Raw genomic sequence first — 17,579 nt, 5'->3', positions numbered from 1 at the left:
AGGGAATAGCGTGAAGTCCTTTGTAAATTTATTGCAAGTATTCCGCACTCCAATCCATCTGGATTCTTGACTGGCAATCAAATTACCGCCAAATGGCAGTTAACAGTGGCTCATAAACCTTCGAGAGATTTCAGATGGCTTTTTGCCATGGAGCCTATTGTTTGATTAGTTTTATTTCAGCGTTTTTAGAAATTGACCTTAACGGCATTCATGTAGGCCATTTAGTCGTTCTCGCAGATACGAAAGGCTAGACCGAGCAACTCCAATGGGGTCTATGTTTCTATTGCCGAAGCCTGTTTCTACTGTAAACACACCCTTGTAGCGATGATCCGCAAGCGATTGAAGCAAAATATTCCAATCCATATTGCCTTTCCCGATGGCTGTTCGACCTGTATCTGCAGCGTGAATATGCAAGAGTTTATCACCCATTGCAGTCACATAGGATGGAAGGCTTTGACCTTCATATGCAACATGGCAAGTATCAAACATCAAACCCACATTGGGGGCGTTGCATTCATTCATCATGCGTTGCGCGTCAGCAGCACTGTCAATGAGATTGGTGTCAGCTGTGGTAGGTTCAATTGCAATCTGGATTCCTGCTGTATTGGCATAGGCTGCAACCTGCAGCAGACAATTTAGACTGTGAGCCCAGCCGTCAGTCTGCGACATACCCTGTGCGCGCCAGCCGCCGATGTAAAGAACCATGCCGGCATCAAGATCATGTGCGAGATCGATAATTTTCTTGTAATGATCGATAGTCGCTTCCCGTTCAGATGCGAGAATCGAGCAGGGGTTGCAGCCGAACCCCCCACCAATGGCTGGCAAGAGGCTTGATATGGCAATATTTTCCCCCTTCGCTGTCTTTGCGATCTCTCTGCGATCATCTTTGGATAGGTGATCTGGCCATGCATGTGGCGCGCAGCATCCGATCTCAACTGCATCATACCCAATTCTTGCCAAAATGCGGATCGTCTCTTTAAGGGAATATGTTGGCAAGAATGTTGGAAAACTGCTGAACGCAAAAGTATTAAAGCCAAATTTCAAGGTACACCTATTAAGCATGCAAAGTTAAGCTGTCTGTCCCAAAGGCTTTCGCGTCCATGGGCTGTTCAATGCGTTGTCTGTAACACTTCCGTTGGGGGTTGCAGGGCTCCTGTCATCATTGCGACCACATCTGACATTGAACATTCGGTTGGGCGCACTACGGCTAGTCGCTTTCCAAGCCGGTGGATATGGATACGGTCCGCCAATTCGAAAACGTGGGGCATGTTGTGGCTTATGAGCACAATTGGAACGCCACGAGCGCGCACCGCTTTTATCAGATCAAGCACTTTTTGGGATTCTTTGACCCCAAGCGCAGCTGTTGGCTCATCCATAATGATGACTTTTGACCCGAAGGCTGCGGCGCGTGCTACGGCGATACCCTGACGTTGACCACCGGAAAGTGTTTCCACTGGCTGAGCAATGTTCTGAATTGTCATCAAGCCAAGTTCGTTAAGCTTTTCACGTGCTACGCGATCCATCGCTTGGCGGTCGAGCTGTCGAAAAAACTTACCCAAGAAGCCCTTACTGTGGATTTCGCGGCCAAGGAACATATTATCGCTGATCGATAGGGCTGGTGACAGAGCGAGTGTCTGGTAGACAGTTTCAATTCCTGCATGCCGCGCCTCGATTGGCGATGAGAAATTGATCGGTTTGCCGTCTAAAAGGATTTCGCCACTATCGGGTTTTAGGGCTCCCGAAAGGGCGCGTATCAAACTCGACTTGCCGGCTCCATTATCACCAATCACTGCCAGAATTTCGCCCGGCATTAGTTCAAAGTCCGCGCCGTCTATAGCTACAACACGTCCATATTTTTTGGAGAGGCCTTTTGCCTGTAATACTGGAGTGACGGTCATGCTGATACCTTTCTGATCCACTGGTCTACAGCCACGGCAAGGAGGATAAGCCAGCCGATGGCGAATAGTTGCCAAAGCACATCGACGCCAGCGATGCGTAAGCCAGACTGGAAAACGCCAACAATGAGGGCGCCGATTAGTGGACCAAGAATAGAGCCACGGCCACCAAACAGCGATATTCCACCAATTACTACGGCGGTAATCGACTGCAGATTTCCCTCAAAGAAACTGGTCGGAGACACAGATCCCACGCGCCCGATCGCTGACCAGCCGGCAAGAGCACAGATGAAGCCTGCAACAGCGTAAACCGAGATCAGTACACGATCAGTGCGAATACCAGCGAGCTTGGCAGCTTCCGGGTCATCGCCCACTGCGTAGACATGCCTTCCCCAAGACGTCCGCGAAAGTGCGTACCAAAGGATTGCGAACACAGCGATCAGCAAAAGAGAACCGTAGCTGATTTGTGCCCCCAGAACTGAAATAGTATTGCCGAAGAACTTCAGCGCTGGCGCTGTAGCATCAATCTCAGTTCCCCTGATCGACTGGGCGCCGGACAAATACAGGTTGAGTGCATAAAAGATATTCCATGTGCCCAAAGTGGCAATGAAAGGCGGCAACTTGACCTTGGTAATAAGAAACCCGTTGAAGAGACCAATTGCAGTTCCGCACAAAAAGGCGATCATAAGTGCGAAGCCGACTGGAACCCCAAGCTTAACAGCAAGATTTCCTGCAATAACCGAACTAAGAACCATAATAGCTGCAACAGATAAATCGATGCCGGCTGTTAAAATAATCAGGCTTTGGGCTGCGGCGAGAATTCCGATGATAGAAACCTGCTGCACAATCAGCGACATGTTGTAGGCGGAGAAGAACCGGTCCCCAGCTACAATGCCGAAACCAATTAGTGAGAGGATGAGTACAACCAGTGGAACTGCGGTGGGATAACTATGAAAGAAGCGCTGGATACGGACGAGAAATCCGGCGTCAGATGTTTCAAACTGCGCATGGGCCGGTGGGTTGCTCGTAACTTTAGGCAGGACTTCCTGCGATGGCTGGGCGTTTGACATGACAACCTTCCGTTCATGGCCTCGGCGATCGCGGATGGTTTCTGAGGAGCCATCCGCATCTCTCGTCAGGTTTTTTCAAAATTTCTGGCTAACCCCAGCATTTTTTGAGGGCTTCTTCCGATGTCATGGATTTTGTACCGTCTACCGGATCGTCTGTAACAAGTTCGGTTCCAGTGTCGACGAAATCAAGTCCATCCGAAGCCTGTGGCTTCTTACCGCTATCTACGAATGTCTTGATAGCTTCTACGCCCATTGTAGCCATCTGCAATGGGAACTGCATTGACGTCGCTCCGATAATGCCCTGTTTGACATTATTGACGCCGGGGCAACCACCATCAATGGATACAATGGTGATCTGGTCTTCAAGTCCAGCAGCTTTAATCGCTTCATACGCGCCAGCTGCCGCAGGTTCGTTGATGGTATAGACTAGATTTATCTCCGGATTCACTTGCAGCAGGCTCTCCATCGCAGTGCGCCCGCCTTCTTCATTTGAGTTGCTGGCTTCATTTCCAACAATTCGGCTGTCGTCTTCATCTCCAATTTTGGTCTTGTCTTTGATGTCAATACCAAACCCGGACATGAAGCCCTGGTTGCGCATGTAATCGACTGTAATTTGCTGGGCATTTAGATTGAGAAGAGCAATTTTCGCGTCGCGGGCTTTCTCTCCCATACGGCCTTTTGCCCATTCGCCGATCAGAACACCCGCTTTAAAATTGTCGGTAGCAAAGGTTGCATCGGCAGCATCGGCTGGCGCCAGTGGTGTGTCGAGTGCGACGACCAGTATACCCTGATCTCGCGCTTGCTTAACGACAGGTACAAGTGCACTTGAGTCATTTGGCACCAAGAGGATGCCTTTCGCTCCGGCCGCAATACAGGACTCAATCGCTGAAATCTGTGTGTCGACATCTCCTTCCGCTTTACCTGCATAGCTGAGCAGTTTCATACCCAGTTCTGTAGCCTTTGCGGTGGCGCCTTCCTTCATCTTTACAAAGAATGGATTGTTTTCTGTTTTCGTTACCAAACAGACGCTCGTTTCAACCGCTCGGGCACTCCCAAATGAAACGGCAGAGACAGCGATTGTTGAAAGCATAAGTGTCAGATATTTGCGCATCATTCCTCCCATTACCGGCGTAATCCGGATTTGAACAAGTGCCTCCAGACTGACAGTTCCTCTTCCGCAGTGCTGGCTTTCGGATGCAATCAGCTATCTGCATCAGTGTCAATATATAATACCGGATGATTTAATAAAAAGATATTTACGCATAAATCGGCCGAATTACGCGGTATATAGAGATTTTATGGTTAAATATCTCATTCGGTATGATTTATATATTGACGTGTCGAAGAAAGTTTTTAATCATGAACATCAACATTCGTACGATATGAGAGTAATCGCCATGGCATGTCTGGAATTGAAAAAGTTCATGCACCAGCTTGTCCAGTTTACGGTTAAAGAATAGAGCGGATATTTGAATCGGGGAGGTGACTTTGTTTAAGATGGGTGGACTTGAAGAGTTTCAGCCAAGCTTGAGTGATCCGAGCCGTGGTACAAATCAAACCGGTATGAAACTTTATAACGAACGGCTGGTTTTGTCGCTCATCCGCTCGCATGGCCCCTTATCAAAAGGCGAAGTATCTCGCATGACTGGGCTCTCAGCGCAGGCGAGTTCAGTGATTATGGGTCAGCTGGAAAATGATGGTTTGCTTTTGCGTGGTGAGCCTCAACGGGGCAAAGTGGGGCAACCTTCCGTGCCGATGTCGCTTAATCCAGAGGGTGCCTTCTCGATTGGAGTGAAAGTAGGACGCCGGACGGCTGAGCTTTTGCTGATGGATATGGCGGGGCAAGTGCGCCGTCTGATCAGCCTTAATTTTGCATACCCTACACCGGCTGTGCTGGTAGAGTTTGTTAACAAAGGCATCAATGAGATTATTGATAATCTGACCCGGATTCAGCTGGGGCGGGTAAGAGGGATCGGGATTGCGATGCCATCTGAGATGTGGAGCTGGGAAGAAGAAGTCGGCGCACCGCATACTGTCGTCGATGCTTGGAAGGCTTTTGATCTCAAAGCACATATTGAGCAGGTCTTTTCTATGCCTGTTCATTCTTATAATGATGCCACTGCTGCTTGCGCAGCCGAGATGGCTTTTGGCATTGGGCGGAAATATCAGGACTTCCTTTATGTGTTTTTCGCCACCCTGGTTGGTGGTGGGGTAGTGCTTGATGGCGCTTTGTACCCGGGGCGCCGTGGCTATGCTGGCTCTATTGGTTCTGCGCCCGTACCTTCACCTGTTTTAGGCGAAGCGCCCAAACGTCTCATTCAATGCGCGTCCATTTATCTTCTTGAGCGCATGATCGTGGCGGAGGGCGGTGATCCTAGCGTGATCTGGCATAAATCCGACGACTGGAGCCATTTAGGTACCGTGTTGGATCGCTGGACGGAACAGGCTTCCGACAGCCTGGCTTTTGTGATCGCTTCAGCAATTTCGGTGATCGACTTTCATAATGTAGTGATCGACGGTGGGTTTCCACCACACGTACGTGCCGATCTGGTGCGCCGGACACGCGAGAAAGTTGCCAAAATGGAAGTTCAGGGGGTTGCGCCTGTCGAAATAGTTGAAGGAAATATTGGCAGCGATGCTCGTGTTATGGGTGCGGCGAGCCTCCCACTTCTTGCAGAATATGCCCGTGACAGGGATATTCTCTTTAGTTAGCCGGCAATTTAAAATGAGTGAATACGAGCGGCAGTTGGCTATCCATGTGCCGGAAGGGAGGAGCATGCTTATTGGGATTGATTGGGGTGGCACTAAAATTGAAGGTGTTGCCATGGAACGAGATGGTCGGGAGCTTTTGCGTTTGCGTGCTGATACGCCACGCCACGACTATTTTGGTTGTATCAGTGTTATCAATGATATGATTACCGCACTGGAAAAGAAAACGGGACGAACTGGGTCCGTGGGTATCGGTATTCCTGGTTCGCTTGAGCCGGTCAGTCGTGTGGGTAAGGGTGCCAGCTCTACTTGGTTACTCGGACGTCCGGTAGAGAAAGATCTTCAGGAATGTCTCAAGCGTGACCTCAGGGTTGAAAATGATGCAGATTGCTTTGCAGCCTCTGAAGCTATGGATGGGGCGGGAGCTGGTTACAACGTGGTATTTGCCGTCATTCTGGGATCTGGAGCTGGCGCAGGTATTGCGATTGGAGGAAAAGCACATCATGGACCCAATAATAGCGGTGGCGAGTGGGGACATAATCCGCTGCCGTTTCCTGATGTAACGGAGTTGCCAGGTCAACCATGCTATTGCGGTCGCCACGGTTGCATGGAGACATGGGTTTCTGGTCGCGCATTTGAAGCGGAATATTTCCGCCACACTCAAGAGGAATTGAAAGCCCGAGAAATCATAGAACGCAAGCGATCCGGTGATCGATTGAGCGGTCTGTTGTGGACACGTTATATAGACAGAGTGGCACGTGGACTTGCAACTGTCGTCAACACACTCGATCCGGACATTCTTGTTATGGGCGGGGGTATGTCGAATGTCGACGAGCTATACGAGGATTTGCCTGTGGCGCTTGCCGAGCGAACTTTCTCGACTGTGTTTCAAACCCCGATTTGCAGGGCTGTTCATGGCGACTCCAGCGGTGTACGCGGAGCTGCCTGGCTCTGGAGCGCTTGAAAGAATCTGCCGTTGGCGTGCTTTTAAAATAAGGGAGGACTATCGTGACTGAATCCCATGCAATTGATGAACGTTTTGACTTTTCGCTCGCTCTGATTCGTGAAGCAGGCGATCTTGCAAATCAATTTTTTAACAATCGGCAAGCATTGACTATTCAGAGCAAGGGTCTTCAGGATATGGCAAGCGAAGCCGATCTACAGACAGAACTTCTCATCAAACAAAGACTTGCTGCCTCTTTTCCTCAAGATGCATTTCTGGGAGAGGAAACGGGTATCACTGACTTTGAACCTGGCCAGGGTATTTGGGTTGTTGATCCGATTGATGGAACGCAACCATTTATCTCCGGCATGTCGAGTTGGTGTGTGTCCATCGCATTTGTAAAAGATGGAGAGCTCAAATTTGGGATGGTATATGCTCCAGCGAGAAATGAACTCTTCGCTGGTGGTGAAAACCATGCTGCCACGCTAAATGGTAAACCGGTTGAGCGACATCCAGCGCAATCAGTGCGCGAAGGTATTGTAGGTGTTGGTTATTCCCCTCGTGTGACGCCCGACGAGTTTCTGCCAATGTTTGAACGTCTCCTCAAGGCAGGGGGTATGTTCAGCCGTGAAGGCTCTGGAGCTTTAACGCTGTGTTATGTGGCGAGCGGCCGTCTCATTGGATACATTGAGCCCCATATCAATTCCTGGGATTGTCTAGGCGCGATCGCTGTGGTTCGTGCAGCCGGGCTTAACACTAATGATTTTCTCGCGAATGGCGGTTTGAGGACAGGAAATCCCGTTATTGCGGGAAATGTTTTTATTTATTCTGAGTTGGAAAAAATCTTCGATGGGATCTAGTTATTAGAGGATAATAAATTAGGCCGTCGGAATCCTAAATTGGATCAGTAAACGCGTGATCCACACTGTGTCGGCTCCAATCTCCTTATTGTTTGCTGATCAGGTTCTGTACCTTTCAAGATAAGTCTTTATTGGTGCCGAGAGAAGTAGAACTAAGGATCTTGACTGGTGATCGGCATCGATTGGGTTGCGCACAACGCAAGGGGGAGAGCTGATGTCAAATTGACAAACTTTGCCAAGCTGTGAATATGGCTTGCACAGACAGGAGAGTTTGATGGCAACGATGAATGTATCGCTCCCTCACCCTATGAAAGAATGGGTTGAGGCTCAGGCCAAAACAGGACGCTATTCGAACGCGAGTGACTATGTTCGCGACTTGATCCATAAGGATCAGATGCGTGGGGATAAGGATAAGATCGCAACAATGCAGCAATGTGTCGATGAGGGCCTACAAAGTGGAAAGGGAACTCGTTCGCGGGATGATCTCTTTGCTATGGCAATTGCTAACGCCGAATAATCTCTGAAACGCAACTGAAGGAATTAGCTCTCTCGCTTCAGGCGGAAGAAGACATCATTGCTATTGATGCGCTCGGCATAGCAATGGTCGGGCCTATACAGGCCAAACGATATCATTCGGACTCGTTTAACACGTTGGACCTGATTGCCAAAAATCCATAAATGGCACGCGAACGAGAAGAAATCTCTCCACCTGTTCGTATTCATCCGTTTAATACTCATCTGATTATTTATCAAGTTGAACGGATCGGAGACGTATTTATGATTAGGGTACGGAATGCATTTGAAGATTGGATTAGCGAACCTTTCTAACGCTTGTTTGTGAAATTCAGCCTGAATTGGACCTGGTTGTTTTTGTTGCTGACCAGGCCCAGCACTTGTATCCTACCGAAACCTTTGTCTAATTCCGTAATTGTGTGGGTTAATCCGAAATGGAAACGTGGCTCAAAGTGAGACAAAACTCGACAGCAATGTGCAAAATCAGGGCAAGAGCGATGACTTCAGGGGTGAACGGCTTCCCGGCTCACGATCTCGCCACGCTCAACATAGCCGATCTTCCACATTGGCTATGCTGAGCACAAACCGGTGAGATGCCCATACGGAATAAGTGACAAACTCACGCGAAAAGCAAAACCCTTTAAAGTGAGGAAAGATACTCGGTAATTTCATGCCTAATCAACCCCGAAACACCAACCTCAAACAACCTTGCGATAATTTAAACTCCTAAGTTTCACCGCCGTATTCCTTTATAATTTTGGCCACTCTGATCACGTGCTTTTTAAACCAAACTGTTCTACCTTTTTCCCGAGCAACCATATGTTCTTTATCTAATTTAAATGCTTTCATCGATTCAAGGTCTTTCCAGTAGGCAATAAAAAGAGAAAAACCCTCGTTGTCTGCCAGTCCTTCTGCCCCGACAAAACCAGGATTTTGACTCGCAATTTCCAGCATTCGTTTTTCTGCGATACGGAAAGCCCCGGTATCTTTGTCAGACATTTGAATTGAGAAGATCACAGCATAATATGGGGGTTTAGGAGTGGTTACAAATTTATCCGCATGAGAAACACTGGCACCAGAAAAGATCAGAAGACTAGCAAATAGATAAGTTTTAAACATTTTACAATCCTTATGTAATTTTGTAATGTTTGGAATTTTAAATTAATCCTAGTTTTATCTTAAATAAAATAATTTTATAATAACTTTAAATATTAGTTTCGTAGAAATATAATTATCTTAACTTATATCAATAATTTACAACTTTATATATTTATGAACATTTCACGAGTAAATCTATTTTCCAACTACGGGTTTCTAAAAATATAAATAAATACTTTATAAATGTGTGAACAACATAGATATTTCTGTAATAATGGCGTATCCGATGAAAAACCCCGGAAATGTTAAGTAAGTAAGAAAAATACTAAGTATCACATTTGAAAACTCTTCGTATTTACAATTAATTTGTATATTTTTTTGTAAAATATCTTTTTTCATGACAATATTATCCATCTGCTAAAGAAGTATTATAGAAGTATGTTGAAATTATACGTTGAAGTGCGAGGGGGAGGCGCTCCTCTTATAATGGAAGTCAAGTAATGACCTGACTTCCCTGTGTTGTTTTGCGGCCCGCTTATCGACCAAAGTCAGTATAACTGGACGGCGATGCATCACCAAAACGATGCGCGGAGCCGTCACGATATGTAAGCATCATTGACGGTTTCTTCCGAACCTTTGCATGAGATGCGTCATGTTTAAAGGACTTTAGTAGAAAATTTGGACCGTTCATGCGGAACGCTTTATACTGCAAAACTTCCGAAGCCGGGAAGCCCGTATAAGGATTTTCAGCATACGAAAAAGCCGTGCCTCCGAATATAATTGCAGCAGCAAAAAGTGTTGTTTTAATCATTATAGTTTCTTTCAATAAAATATAATCATGTTAATTTATAGTTCTAATAAATTTTTAATTGTTCATGGTTCGGATTTTGTTGTTTGTTGCAGACATCCTTTTGAGATCATATTTCAGTAAAACAGCCCCTCCGCCGACAAGAAAAACATCCTTTATGATAAAGCTATCAATTTTTCCAAGTTGCGGAAGTAAACTTAAGGTCGTTAAGCCCGTTAATATTACAATAACATCAGCTAATATACCAATACCTGGTCGAAATATAGCCAGAACCAAAAATACAGCAGTAGCGACCTCTATGACACCTAAAAAATAGCTTCCACCACTAAACCCAAACAATTGATATAAAATATTCAACCACGTAGGTTCTATTATCGATTTTAATCCATTAATTTCAAAATTGAACCATTTATAATTTCCAAATAAGAAAAATATAACTACTATACTTACTCTAAGTAAATATATATCATAATCAGATTTATTAAACCTTTCCAGTAGATTCATTAGCTTCTCCCGTAAAAAATATATTTATTTCTTCAATAATATTATAAGTGCATCGGATACTTTATCGAAAGCATCGCTATTTGGTATGTTGTTTAATGTTAAGGCTCCTTTTACTGCTGAATTGACTATAATTGCTAAATTTCCGATGGAAATCCCATTTGCTTTAATGTCACCAGATTCAATTCCGTAATGCAAAATATCTGAAATTATTTTGAGTTCCAGTTCCGCCAATTTAGAAACAGCGTCCTGTAGTTCTCCATCAAATGAAGGTTTATTTATAATCATCGAAAAAGCGCCACAAGTCTGACCCTTCAACGCACATAATTTAAATGCATTTATATACAATTTTAGTCGTTCTAGCCCGTTTTTCTCCTTGATGATTAGTTGTTCTAACTCCTGAAATGCCTGTTTCTTGTAACTGCAATAAGCTATTCCCAATACAGATTTGCTTTTGAAATGATAATGTATGCTTGCTTTATTAAAACCTATCTCTTTTGAAATGTCGGCATAACTAAATCCATTGTATCCTTTCGTCTGAATCAGCTCGTTAGTAAGGTGTAGGATTTTTTCTCGTGTTGGCATCTGATTTCCGTCTCACTTACAAAGCCAGCTTCAATGCCAGTCCGCGGTTCAATGTCGATTGTGACAGAGGCGTCGGCTGTGTCACAATCGAGCCTATCAACTAGTTGGTAGGCAGGCAAATCACGTAACCGTGTATAAAGACGCCATGCGATGGTATTAACTCCCTTGCGTGTTTCAGCAGTGTAGCGATGCCATTAAAACCGGCACTTCGGTTTTCATATCACAACAGGGATTTCGCTGCGTTCTTCACTAACCACAGAGTGCACAAAGACACACCGTTTAAGTGCTGAAAAAGTCGTCGCATTGCAAATGATCAATCTGAACGGAGCGCGGCTTAACTCTGGAAACATTTATGCCGTTAGTGCGTTGAATTGTTGCTTATTTGTGTATGCAGTTGCAGCTGAGAAGACACCTTGCTATCTGCACATCATCTGATGAAATTATGGTCACCCTAATTATTCGCCTACGTGATTGCTCTACTCAGCGGGGAAGAGCAAAATAAGTTCAAACCTATAAAAATCGACGCCTCCGGTCTTGGTCGTAGCGGGTAGGGCCTGGCCGCATTCACGCTTCAATCTCAGCCTGCGTGAAGTTGAAGCGATGATGTTCGAGCGTGGCGTTATGGATTGTTACGAAGCATCCGTGTATGGCGCCGGTCGCATGGCTTTTTGCTCACTGCGCAATTGCGTCGCAAGCCATCCTCTCCTGGTGATGTCGGGCATCTCGATGAAGTCGTTGTTAGGGTCGATGGCAAGAAATGGTTGCTGTGGCGCGCGGTTGATCGGAACGGATATGTGCTCGATGAGATTGTTCAATCCAGTCACAACACTCAGGCATCAAAGCGTTTGCTGCTTCGTTTTCGGAGCAACAAGGTTGTGCACCAAACGTTTCGTCACCGGTAAGCTCCGATGTTGTGGCGCTGCCAGACGTCGATTCATCGCTGACACAAAGGATTGAACAATCGAACTGAGAATTCGCATTTGCCGCTCGGTAATCGAGAGCGAACTCTACAAAGCTTTTGATCGATTGGTTCAGTTCAACATTTTGCATCAATCTTTTCACCCATCCCACGCCATTTTGTTCAGGATAGTCTCAAACCTTCAGCATGAATGATCAGAGCGTATGCAAAAACAGCTATAGTGAATAAAGCGCTTTAACGCATCAGGTCGTTAAAATCGCTTGTATGCTTCAACACATCCCTACACCAAAAAAACGTGACAGCATCGCATCGAAAAGTGAGCCACGTCTATATTATTGTGAAAGTAACAGTGCCAATATTATTTGCTATGGGAATAAAACGGACGTTTCGATTGTCTTACGTCATATCGCATGTCGCGATTGGAACCCGTTTGAGGCAAGCCATGAAAACCACAACGTTTATCTCTCTTTTGGCTCTTGCAGCATTATCCACAACACCATTACGCGCCGCACCAATGGTCAAAAAGATGGAAACATCCAAAGGTCAGGTTTTGGCTGGTGCTGAGGGTATGACTCTCTACACTTTCGACAAGGATAGCAAGGGCATGTCCAATTGCTATGATACTTGTGCCACAAACTGGCCGCCTTTTATAGCAGCAAAGGGTGACAAGGCTTCTGGCGCTTATTTACTGATAAAGCGCAAGGATGGCAGCGAGCAATGGGCAAAAGACGGAATGCCGCTTTACTACTGGGTGAAGGACAGAAAGGCAGGCGACGCGACTGGAGACGGCGTTAATGGAGTCTGGCACGTCGCAAAACCATGAGGCCGAAGTGAACCGTCCTGCTCCCGACACTTTCGAGGGCCAGCTTCTGGCTCTTCTGCCGATCATGCGGCGCTATTCGCGCAGTCTTGCAAGGTCCGATGCCGAAGGCGAGGATCTTTTGCAGGATTGCGTTATAAAAGCGCTGTCCCGGCGCGGCCAGTGGCGAGGTCTTAATCTGCGTGGGTGGATACTCACGATGATGACCAATCTTTATCGCAACAGTTATAAAAGCAAAGCGCGTACCCGACACGAAACGCTGGATGCTGCTGAGAACATCAGTTCCCCTTCAACGGAAGGCGATCCTTTTCAGTTGCAGCAGCTTGAGGAAGCCATCAACAGTCTACCCGAGGGCAATCGCTCCGTCCTGATGCTGATTGTCATCGAAGGATATAGTTATGGCGAAGCGGCAACTATACTTGATATTCCCGTAGGAACTGTAATGTCGCGTCTGTCACGCGCGCGGCAACGGCTCGCCAACCACATGAACGACTCAAATGTCGTAACGCTTCGGAGAAAACTGTGACAAAACGTAATTCTCCGATAACAACACTGGAACTGCACGGCTTTGTGGATGGTCAACTCTCCAGTGAAGAAAGCGCACGTATTGCAGCGATCCTCGAGAACGACCCTGAACAGGCAGCAATCGTCGACGAATGGCGTAAGCAGAATGAGGGTGTCAGACAGCTCTTCTCCGGCTATGCGCATGAGAAAAGCAGTGATGCAAACCTGATCCGTGCGCGAACCAGACAAAATGAACGGCACTATCGCTGGGCTGTTGCGGCGTCCGTTCTCGCTGCACTGGCGATCGGCGGCATCGGCGGCTTCGCCGGTTCCCGCATTTATGGCCAGCCTCAGCAGATAGCCAGGATCGAAGCATTGCCTCAGCAGGCACAGGCCGCCTACCTGATTTATGCAAGCGAAGTGCGCCATCCGGTTGAAGTCTTCTCGGAGGAAGAAACTCATTTGGCAACATGGCTTGGAAAGCGGCTTAATATACCTGACCTTAAAATCCCCGACCTAAGCACGTTTGGCTTTCAGTTGGTTGGTGGTCGTCTGTTGCCAGTCGACAGCAAACCTGGCGCCTTTTTCATGTATGAAGATAGAGCTGGAAAGCGCCTTTCAGTGATCGTTGGTCGGAACCCTGAAAACCGCGACACGAGCTTCCGCTTCGCCTCCAATGATGGTGTTGAAACCTTCTATTGGATCGATGGTGAGCTTGGCTACGCTGTAAGTGGCGAGATATCCCGGGACCGACTACAGCAGATCGCAGAAGAATGCTATCGACAGTTTCCAAACTAGCTCAAAAAAGACAGACCATTCCGACACAATGACGGTGCTGTCACTTTGCTTTTAGTGCAGGCGAGTGTTGAAGTGTATGGGCACTTTTTAAGCGAGCTGATGCGCTACGGCGTTCCATTCTGCGACAGCATTTGTGGGCGGTGTGTTGCATTCTTTTCATCACGGTATCTGTGATGTCTTTTGGGCAGTCAATGACACGATATAAAGACAGCCAACTGCCTTTGACCTTGATATAGTTTTCATAGAGGTTCATTTGCGAGTGACCTGACGGTTCTTTTGATTGAAGCGTTTCAGTAGTTTTGCGCTAAAGCAGATGGCCCAACTATTGAGTGATCGGGATCGACGCTACGTTCCGCCATCATTTCCTTCTGATTATGCAGGCTCAAATTGTGAGCCAGGTACCAACGAACACACAAATGGATAATGGATTTATCAAAATGACGACATTTAAACATTAAAAAACTCGGCTGTTTAAATCCAAATAAGATATCACAGCCATTCGTGATGAAAAGTTTGCAACACAACCAAGTAAAAATGGCCAGAAAAACCTTGCCACCAGAGCCATTCCACATATGCGAAAAAACCCTGTTGGGTGTTACGATAACTGACGCTCTTACATCAATGCCTTCGCTAAAGCCGTCGACAACAGCCTTGCTCCCGAGAAATGGTTTTAATGTGCCGATGAAATCCCCTAACTGGTCAAGCCCTTTTATCAAAAAACGATGAAACGATCTTTAGACTGAAGTGCCTAGAGGAATTTTCCCGGCAGCAGTGGCTGGCGCAAAAAGAGTGTTGCGAGTGCCGTAAGAGTAATGCCGACTCTAATCAGGACAAAAATATCGCTATAAGCTAGAACAAAAGCTTCCCGCTGCACTGCTCTGGCAAGCATGAGCGTTGCTTGCGCAGTCACCTTCGCCGGATCACTGTTGTAAGCCTCCAGCATGGTGGCGGTTCTGTCGATACGCGACTGTACATCCGCAGCACCTCGTTCAAGATGCAAACCGAGTAAGTTCGAGTGCATCTGTTCCTCTATGCGGGTGAACGTGCTGACCGCAGCAAGGCCGGAGGCTGTACCAACGGTGCGAACGATATGAACAAGAGAAGCGATCCACGCTATTTCCCGGACGCTGATGCCTTCCGTTATCAAAACCATCAGCGGTATGGATGTGAGTGGTGCCGCAATAGACTGCATAAACAGCGAAGGCAATATTTGATCCGACGTCCACAGGTGCGTAATGTCCGATAACATAAGAACACCTGCTCCGAACAACAGAAGTCCTAATGCTATCAGACTTCGCGGATCTATCCTGTAGATCAGCCAGGCGACGATTGGCGTCAAAAGGAGTTGTGGCAAAGCAGCTACGCAGAACATCGTACCATTTTCCAGCGCGCGATAGCCCCGAATCCGGATCAGGTATTGCGGTAACAAATAAGCGGAGGTCATCAGTCCAATGCGCATGGTGAACGTCAAAAACAAGCTGATGCCTACATTGCGTCTGGCAAGCAGGCGCGGGCTGACCACCGGGCCTGGATGCCACAATGCATGGATTAGGTAAATAGTCCGAAAGAACAGGGCTGAAGCCAGCAGGCCTACGATTAATCCAGATCCGAGCCAGTCGAGACGATTGCCCTGATCAAGCGCCGTTACCGATGTTGCCAGTCCGAAAGACAGCGCCAGCAGGCCGAAGCCGTCATGTCTGCGGAAACGCAGAAACTTAATAGGATCATTAGCAAGCCCGTAGGCTCCCGCCAGCAATGTAAGACTACCCGGTACTATATTGATCCAGAACAGATATTTCCATGACAGATGCGTGATTACCCAGCCCTCAATGTTGACGGCAAGGCTTGGTGTCAGTGATGAGGCCAGCGCATAAAGCGACAAGCCATAAAGCCGTAAGTGCTGTGGCAAATGCCGCATGATCACAGCATAAGCCATTGGTATTAGTGTACCAGCGCTCAGTCCGCGTATTGCCTGAATGGTAATCAGTGTCTGGAGATTGGGACTGAATGGAGCGGCCAAAGATGCAACAGTGAAGATAAGCGCGCCGATCATGACGCCACGAGCAGGCGAGAGGACCGCACGCAACCAGACGGCGGATGGAATGACGGCCACTTCGGCGACCACATAAGCCGTCGTCAGCCAACTGGCCTCATCCATGCCAACGCCGAGCGCTCCACGAACATCAGCCAGCCCTATATCCGTGAGCCGCGAGTTCAACAAAGATGTTGTCGTACCAAACAGCACAGCGGCGACACCTATCAACGCCCGCATGTCGGGCAGGTTTGCAGATCGTGATTGGGCAGAACGCTCAATAGTGTTAGCGGTGGTCATTGATCTTGAGTTCCTGCTGCCTGTCCGCCGGAATTAAGTTCCCGGACAAACGACCTGCGATTTATTGGGTGAGACTGGCTGTCGTCTCAATGGTCTGGTCTGTATGGACCGTTGCCACGACCGACATGCCCGGACGAAGCAGTCCGTCGAGTACACCAATATGCGAAATTGCGATGCGTACGCCGACACGCTGCGCTACTTTTGTAAAGTTGCCGGTCGCATTGTCTGGCGGCAGCAGGCTGAACTCAGATCCGGTGGCCGGTGACAGTCGCTCTACATAACCATGCAGCTCCATGCCCGGGAATGAATCAATAGTCACGCTTACAAGCTGTCCGGGCCTGAACTTAGCCAGCTGTGTTTCTTTAAAATTGGCAATTACATAAAGCTTGGAGACAGGCACAATGGAAACGAGTTGAGAGCCGGAGCGTACATATTGTCCTTCGCGTGCGCCGGTTACACCCCAACGCCATCCATTGGTGCTGTGATGCGGGTACGATCCAGATCGATCTGTGCGAGCCGCAATGCAGCCTGCTGATTGGATAGTTCTGCATCGGCCTGATCGGATTGCGTGGATAGTACGTCCAGTTTCTGGCGCTCGGCTGCAATTTCGGCCTGTTTTTCGGCAATTTGCGCTTCGATCCGTTTGACGTCAGCAATCGCGGCTTCTAGCTTTTGGGTTGTCGACCAGCCGTCTTTAGTCAGGGATGTCTGGCGACGACCTTCGCTAACGATGCGCTCACGGTCTGCGTTGAGCGCGGTCAACCCGGCTTCTGCCTGTTCGGTCACACGCTGCTGCAAGGTGATGTTACTCTGCGCGTTGTGGATTGCTGCCCGTTCGGCGGCTACTCCGGCCCCGGCCTGATCCACCCGGGCCTGATAACGGGTTGGGTCGATCTGCATAAGCAACTGTCCGGCCTTGACGTGTTGATAATCCTCCACCAGCAAGTGAACGATACGCCCGTCAACTTCAGCACTTAGCGGCGTAGCGTCAGAGCGCAGATAGGCATTGTCGGTCGTCTGATTGGTCATGCCCACAACCCAGCTTCACCACCCAAGCGGAATGACAATTGCGAGACCTATTCTGGCGACAATCACAGATGCCCGGGCAAGGCTGAGATATGTCCGGCGACGACGCCGGGTGCCGGCTTTGTTACTCTCTCGCTTGTTCATAACACGCAGTTCCTACCCGAATTGTGTGAGGTTGATACCTTGGTTGTCAAACCA

The 17,579-nt window shown here is 47.8% G+C and carries 21 protein-coding genes and 1 pseudogene; 9 read left to right on the top strand and 13 right to left on the bottom strand.

Annotation, left to right across the window (positions count from 1 at the left end; all coding sequences use genetic code 11):
• Positions 1 to 198: 198 nt before the first annotated feature.
• The 4 genes from ACOZHT_RS20420 to ACOZHT_RS20405 all read right to left on the bottom strand — a co-directional run bounded on the left by ACOZHT_RS20420 (position 199) and on the right by ACOZHT_RS20405 (position 4,076).
• Positions 199 to 1,044, bottom strand: coding sequence for a sugar phosphate isomerase/epimerase family protein (locus tag ACOZHT_RS20420; RefSeq protein ID WP_421566421.1), 846 nt, complete (start codon positions 1,042 to 1,044; stop codon positions 199 to 201).
• A 65-nt stretch (positions 1,045 to 1,109) separates the two neighbouring features.
• Positions 1,110 to 1,898 carry an ATP-binding cassette domain-containing protein gene (locus ACOZHT_RS20415; RefSeq protein WP_339510768.1) on the bottom strand — a complete coding sequence of 263 codons (789 nt, stop codon included), beginning with the start codon at positions 1,896 to 1,898 and terminating at the stop codon, positions 1,110 to 1,112.
• The gene (locus ACOZHT_RS20410; protein WP_421566420.1) at positions 1,895 to 2,965 is read right to left on the bottom strand and encodes an ABC transporter permease; all 1,071 of its coding nucleotides are present in this window, start codon (positions 2,963 to 2,965) and stop codon (positions 1,895 to 1,897) included. Before ACOZHT_RS20410 ends, ACOZHT_RS20415 begins: the two co-directional genes overlap by 4 nt.
• An 88-nt stretch (positions 2,966 to 3,053) precedes the next feature.
• Positions 3,054 to 4,076 (bottom strand): substrate-binding domain-containing protein, encoded by a 1,023-nt coding sequence (locus ACOZHT_RS20405; RefSeq protein WP_421566419.1) that lies wholly within the window; start codon positions 4,074 to 4,076, stop codon positions 3,054 to 3,056.
• Between the two features lie 386 nt (positions 4,077 to 4,462).
• Between ACOZHT_RS20405 and ACOZHT_RS20400 the strand changes: the two genes are divergently transcribed.
• The 5 genes and pseudogenes from ACOZHT_RS20400 (at position 4,463) to ACOZHT_RS20380 (ending at position 8,305) form a co-directional block, all read left to right on the top strand.
• Positions 4,463 to 5,677 carry an ROK family transcriptional regulator gene (locus ACOZHT_RS20400; RefSeq protein WP_421566507.1) on the top strand — a complete coding sequence of 405 codons (1,215 nt, stop codon included), beginning with the start codon at positions 4,463 to 4,465 and terminating at the stop codon, positions 5,675 to 5,677.
• 13 nt (positions 5,678 to 5,690) lie between these two features.
• Complete coding sequence (locus ACOZHT_RS20395; protein WP_421566418.1) at positions 5,691 to 6,638, top strand: ROK family protein; 948 nt, start codon at positions 5,691 to 5,693, stop codon at positions 6,636 to 6,638.
• Between the two features lie 44 nt (positions 6,639 to 6,682).
• Entirely contained in the window at positions 6,683 to 7,477 is a 795-nt protein-coding gene (locus tag ACOZHT_RS20390; RefSeq protein ID WP_421566417.1) for an inositol monophosphatase family protein, read from the top strand.
• 274 nt (positions 7,478 to 7,751) lie between these two features.
• Complete coding sequence (locus ACOZHT_RS20385) at positions 7,752 to 7,994, top strand: type II toxin-antitoxin system ParD family antitoxin (protein WP_421566416.1); 243 nt, start codon at positions 7,752 to 7,754, stop codon at positions 7,992 to 7,994.
• Positions 7,995 to 8,008: 14 nt separating this feature from the next.
• Positions 8,009 to 8,305 (top strand): annotated as a pseudogene (locus ACOZHT_RS20380) (type II toxin-antitoxin system RelE/ParE family toxin).
• Positions 8,306 to 8,716: 411 nt separating this feature from the next.
• Here ACOZHT_RS20380 and ACOZHT_RS20375 read toward each other — a convergent pair.
• From ACOZHT_RS20375 to ACOZHT_RS20355, 5 genes are all read right to left on the bottom strand, one after another.
• Positions 8,717 to 9,109 (bottom strand): antibiotic biosynthesis monooxygenase family protein, encoded by a 393-nt coding sequence (locus tag ACOZHT_RS20375; RefSeq protein ID WP_421566415.1) that lies wholly within the window; start codon positions 9,107 to 9,109, stop codon positions 8,717 to 8,719.
• Between the two features lie 514 nt (positions 9,110 to 9,623).
• Positions 9,624 to 9,899, bottom strand: coding sequence for a hypothetical protein (locus tag ACOZHT_RS20370; RefSeq protein WP_421566414.1), 276 nt, complete (start codon positions 9,897 to 9,899; stop codon positions 9,624 to 9,626).
• Positions 9,900 to 9,953: 54 nt separating this feature from the next.
• Positions 9,954 to 10,400, bottom strand: coding sequence for a DUF417 family protein (locus ACOZHT_RS20365; protein ID WP_421566413.1), 447 nt, complete (start codon positions 10,398 to 10,400; stop codon positions 9,954 to 9,956).
• Positions 10,401 to 10,424: 24 nt separating this feature from the next.
• Positions 10,425 to 10,982 (bottom strand): TetR/AcrR family transcriptional regulator, encoded by a 558-nt coding sequence (locus ACOZHT_RS20360; protein WP_421566412.1) that lies wholly within the window; start codon positions 10,980 to 10,982, stop codon positions 10,425 to 10,427.
• A gap of 629 nt (positions 10,983 to 11,611) precedes the next feature.
• Positions 11,612 to 11,797, bottom strand: coding sequence for a hypothetical protein (locus tag ACOZHT_RS20355; RefSeq protein ID WP_421566510.1), 186 nt, complete (start codon positions 11,795 to 11,797; stop codon positions 11,612 to 11,614).
• Between ACOZHT_RS20355 and ACOZHT_RS20350 the strand changes: the two genes are divergently transcribed.
• From ACOZHT_RS20350 to ACOZHT_RS20335, 4 genes are all read left to right on the top strand, one after another.
• Entirely contained in the window at positions 11,744 to 11,884 is a 141-nt protein-coding gene (locus ACOZHT_RS20350; RefSeq protein WP_421566506.1) for a hypothetical protein, read from the top strand. The two genes, ACOZHT_RS20355 and ACOZHT_RS20350, sit on opposite strands and share 54 nt — an antisense overlap.
• Before the next feature lie 459 nt (positions 11,885 to 12,343).
• Entirely contained in the window at positions 12,344 to 12,724 is a 381-nt protein-coding gene (locus ACOZHT_RS20345; RefSeq protein WP_421566411.1) for a hypothetical protein, read from the top strand.
• Positions 12,696 to 13,247, top strand: coding sequence for an RNA polymerase sigma factor (locus ACOZHT_RS20340; protein WP_421566410.1), 552 nt, complete (start codon positions 12,696 to 12,698; stop codon positions 13,245 to 13,247). Before ACOZHT_RS20345 ends, ACOZHT_RS20340 begins: the two co-directional genes overlap by 29 nt.
• On the top strand, positions 13,244 to 14,023 hold the full coding sequence (locus ACOZHT_RS20335; protein ID WP_421566409.1) for an anti-sigma factor family protein: 780 nt from the start codon (positions 13,244 to 13,246) through the stop codon (positions 14,021 to 14,023). Before ACOZHT_RS20340 ends, ACOZHT_RS20335 begins: the two co-directional genes overlap by 4 nt.
• 290 nt (positions 14,024 to 14,313) lie before the next feature.
• Here ACOZHT_RS20335 and ACOZHT_RS20330 read toward each other — a convergent pair whose 3' ends face one another.
• The 4 genes from ACOZHT_RS20330 to ACOZHT_RS20315 form a co-directional block, all read right to left on the bottom strand.
• Positions 14,314 to 14,739, bottom strand: a complete 426-nt coding sequence (locus tag ACOZHT_RS20330; protein ID WP_421566408.1) for a hypothetical protein — start codon at positions 14,737 to 14,739, stop codon at positions 14,314 to 14,316.
• 32 nt (positions 14,740 to 14,771) lie between these two features.
• Positions 14,772 to 16,355 (bottom strand): DHA2 family efflux MFS transporter permease subunit, encoded by a 1,584-nt coding sequence (locus tag ACOZHT_RS20325; RefSeq protein ID WP_421566407.1) that lies wholly within the window; start codon positions 16,353 to 16,355, stop codon positions 14,772 to 14,774.
• 61 nt (positions 16,356 to 16,416) lie between these two features.
• Positions 16,417 to 16,878 (bottom strand): HlyD family secretion protein, encoded by a 462-nt coding sequence (locus tag ACOZHT_RS20320; RefSeq protein ID WP_421566505.1) that lies wholly within the window; start codon positions 16,876 to 16,878, stop codon positions 16,417 to 16,419.
• Entirely contained in the window at positions 16,809 to 17,384 is a 576-nt protein-coding gene (locus ACOZHT_RS20315) for an HlyD family secretion protein (RefSeq protein ID WP_421566406.1), read from the bottom strand. Before ACOZHT_RS20315 ends, ACOZHT_RS20320 begins: the two co-directional genes overlap by 70 nt.
• Positions 17,385 to 17,579 lie beyond the last annotated feature (195 nt).

The organism is Ochrobactrum sp. EDr1-4 (assembly GCF_049199085.1).
In the GTDB taxonomy this organism is placed as follows: Bacteria; Pseudomonadota; Alphaproteobacteria; order Rhizobiales; family Rhizobiaceae; genus Brucella.
The sequence above is the reverse complement of the archived record's forward strand: the minus strand, read 5'-3'. Positions and strand labels throughout refer to the sequence as shown.

Coding starts and splice junctions, on each gene's coding strand:
- ACOZHT_RS20415 (WP_339510768.1), bottom strand. CDS start 1,898: ATGACCGTCACTCCAGTATTACAGGCAAAAGGCCTCTCCAAAAAATAT.
- ACOZHT_RS20410 (WP_421566420.1), bottom strand. CDS start 2,965: ATGTCAAACGCCCAGCCATCGCAGGAAGTCCTGCCTAAAGTTACGAGC.
- ACOZHT_RS20405 (WP_421566419.1), bottom strand. CDS start 4,076: ATGCGCAAATATCTGACACTTATGCTTTCAACAATCGCTGTCTCTGCC.
- ACOZHT_RS20400 (WP_421566507.1), top strand. CDS start 4,463: ATGGGTGGACTTGAAGAGTTTCAGCCAAGCTTGAGTGATCCGAGCCGT.
- ACOZHT_RS20395 (WP_421566418.1), top strand. CDS start 5,691: ATGAGTGAATACGAGCGGCAGTTGGCTATCCATGTGCCGGAAGGGAGG.
- ACOZHT_RS20385 (WP_421566416.1), top strand. CDS start 7,752: ATGGCAACGATGAATGTATCGCTCCCTCACCCTATGAAAGAATGGGTT.
- ACOZHT_RS20375 (WP_421566415.1), bottom strand. CDS start 9,109: ATGTTTAAAACTTATCTATTTGCTAGTCTTCTGATCTTTTCTGGTGCC.
- ACOZHT_RS20370 (WP_421566414.1), bottom strand. CDS start 9,899: ATGATTAAAACAACACTTTTTGCTGCTGCAATTATATTCGGAGGCACG.
- ACOZHT_RS20365 (WP_421566413.1), bottom strand. CDS start 10,400: ATGAATCTACTGGAAAGGTTTAATAAATCTGATTATGATATATATTTA.
- ACOZHT_RS20360 (WP_421566412.1), bottom strand. CDS start 10,982: ATGCCAACACGAGAAAAAATCCTACACCTTACTAACGAGCTGATTCAG.
- ACOZHT_RS20345 (WP_421566411.1), top strand. CDS start 12,344: ATGAAAACCACAACGTTTATCTCTCTTTTGGCTCTTGCAGCATTATCC.
- ACOZHT_RS20340 (WP_421566410.1), top strand. CDS start 12,696: ATGGAGTCTGGCACGTCGCAAAACCATGAGGCCGAAGTGAACCGTCCT.
- ACOZHT_RS20325 (WP_421566407.1), bottom strand. CDS start 16,355: ATGACCACCGCTAACACTATTGAGCGTTCTGCCCAATCACGATCTGCA.
- ACOZHT_RS20315 (WP_421566406.1), bottom strand. CDS start 17,384: ATGACCAATCAGACGACCGACAATGCCTATCTGCGCTCTGACGCTACG.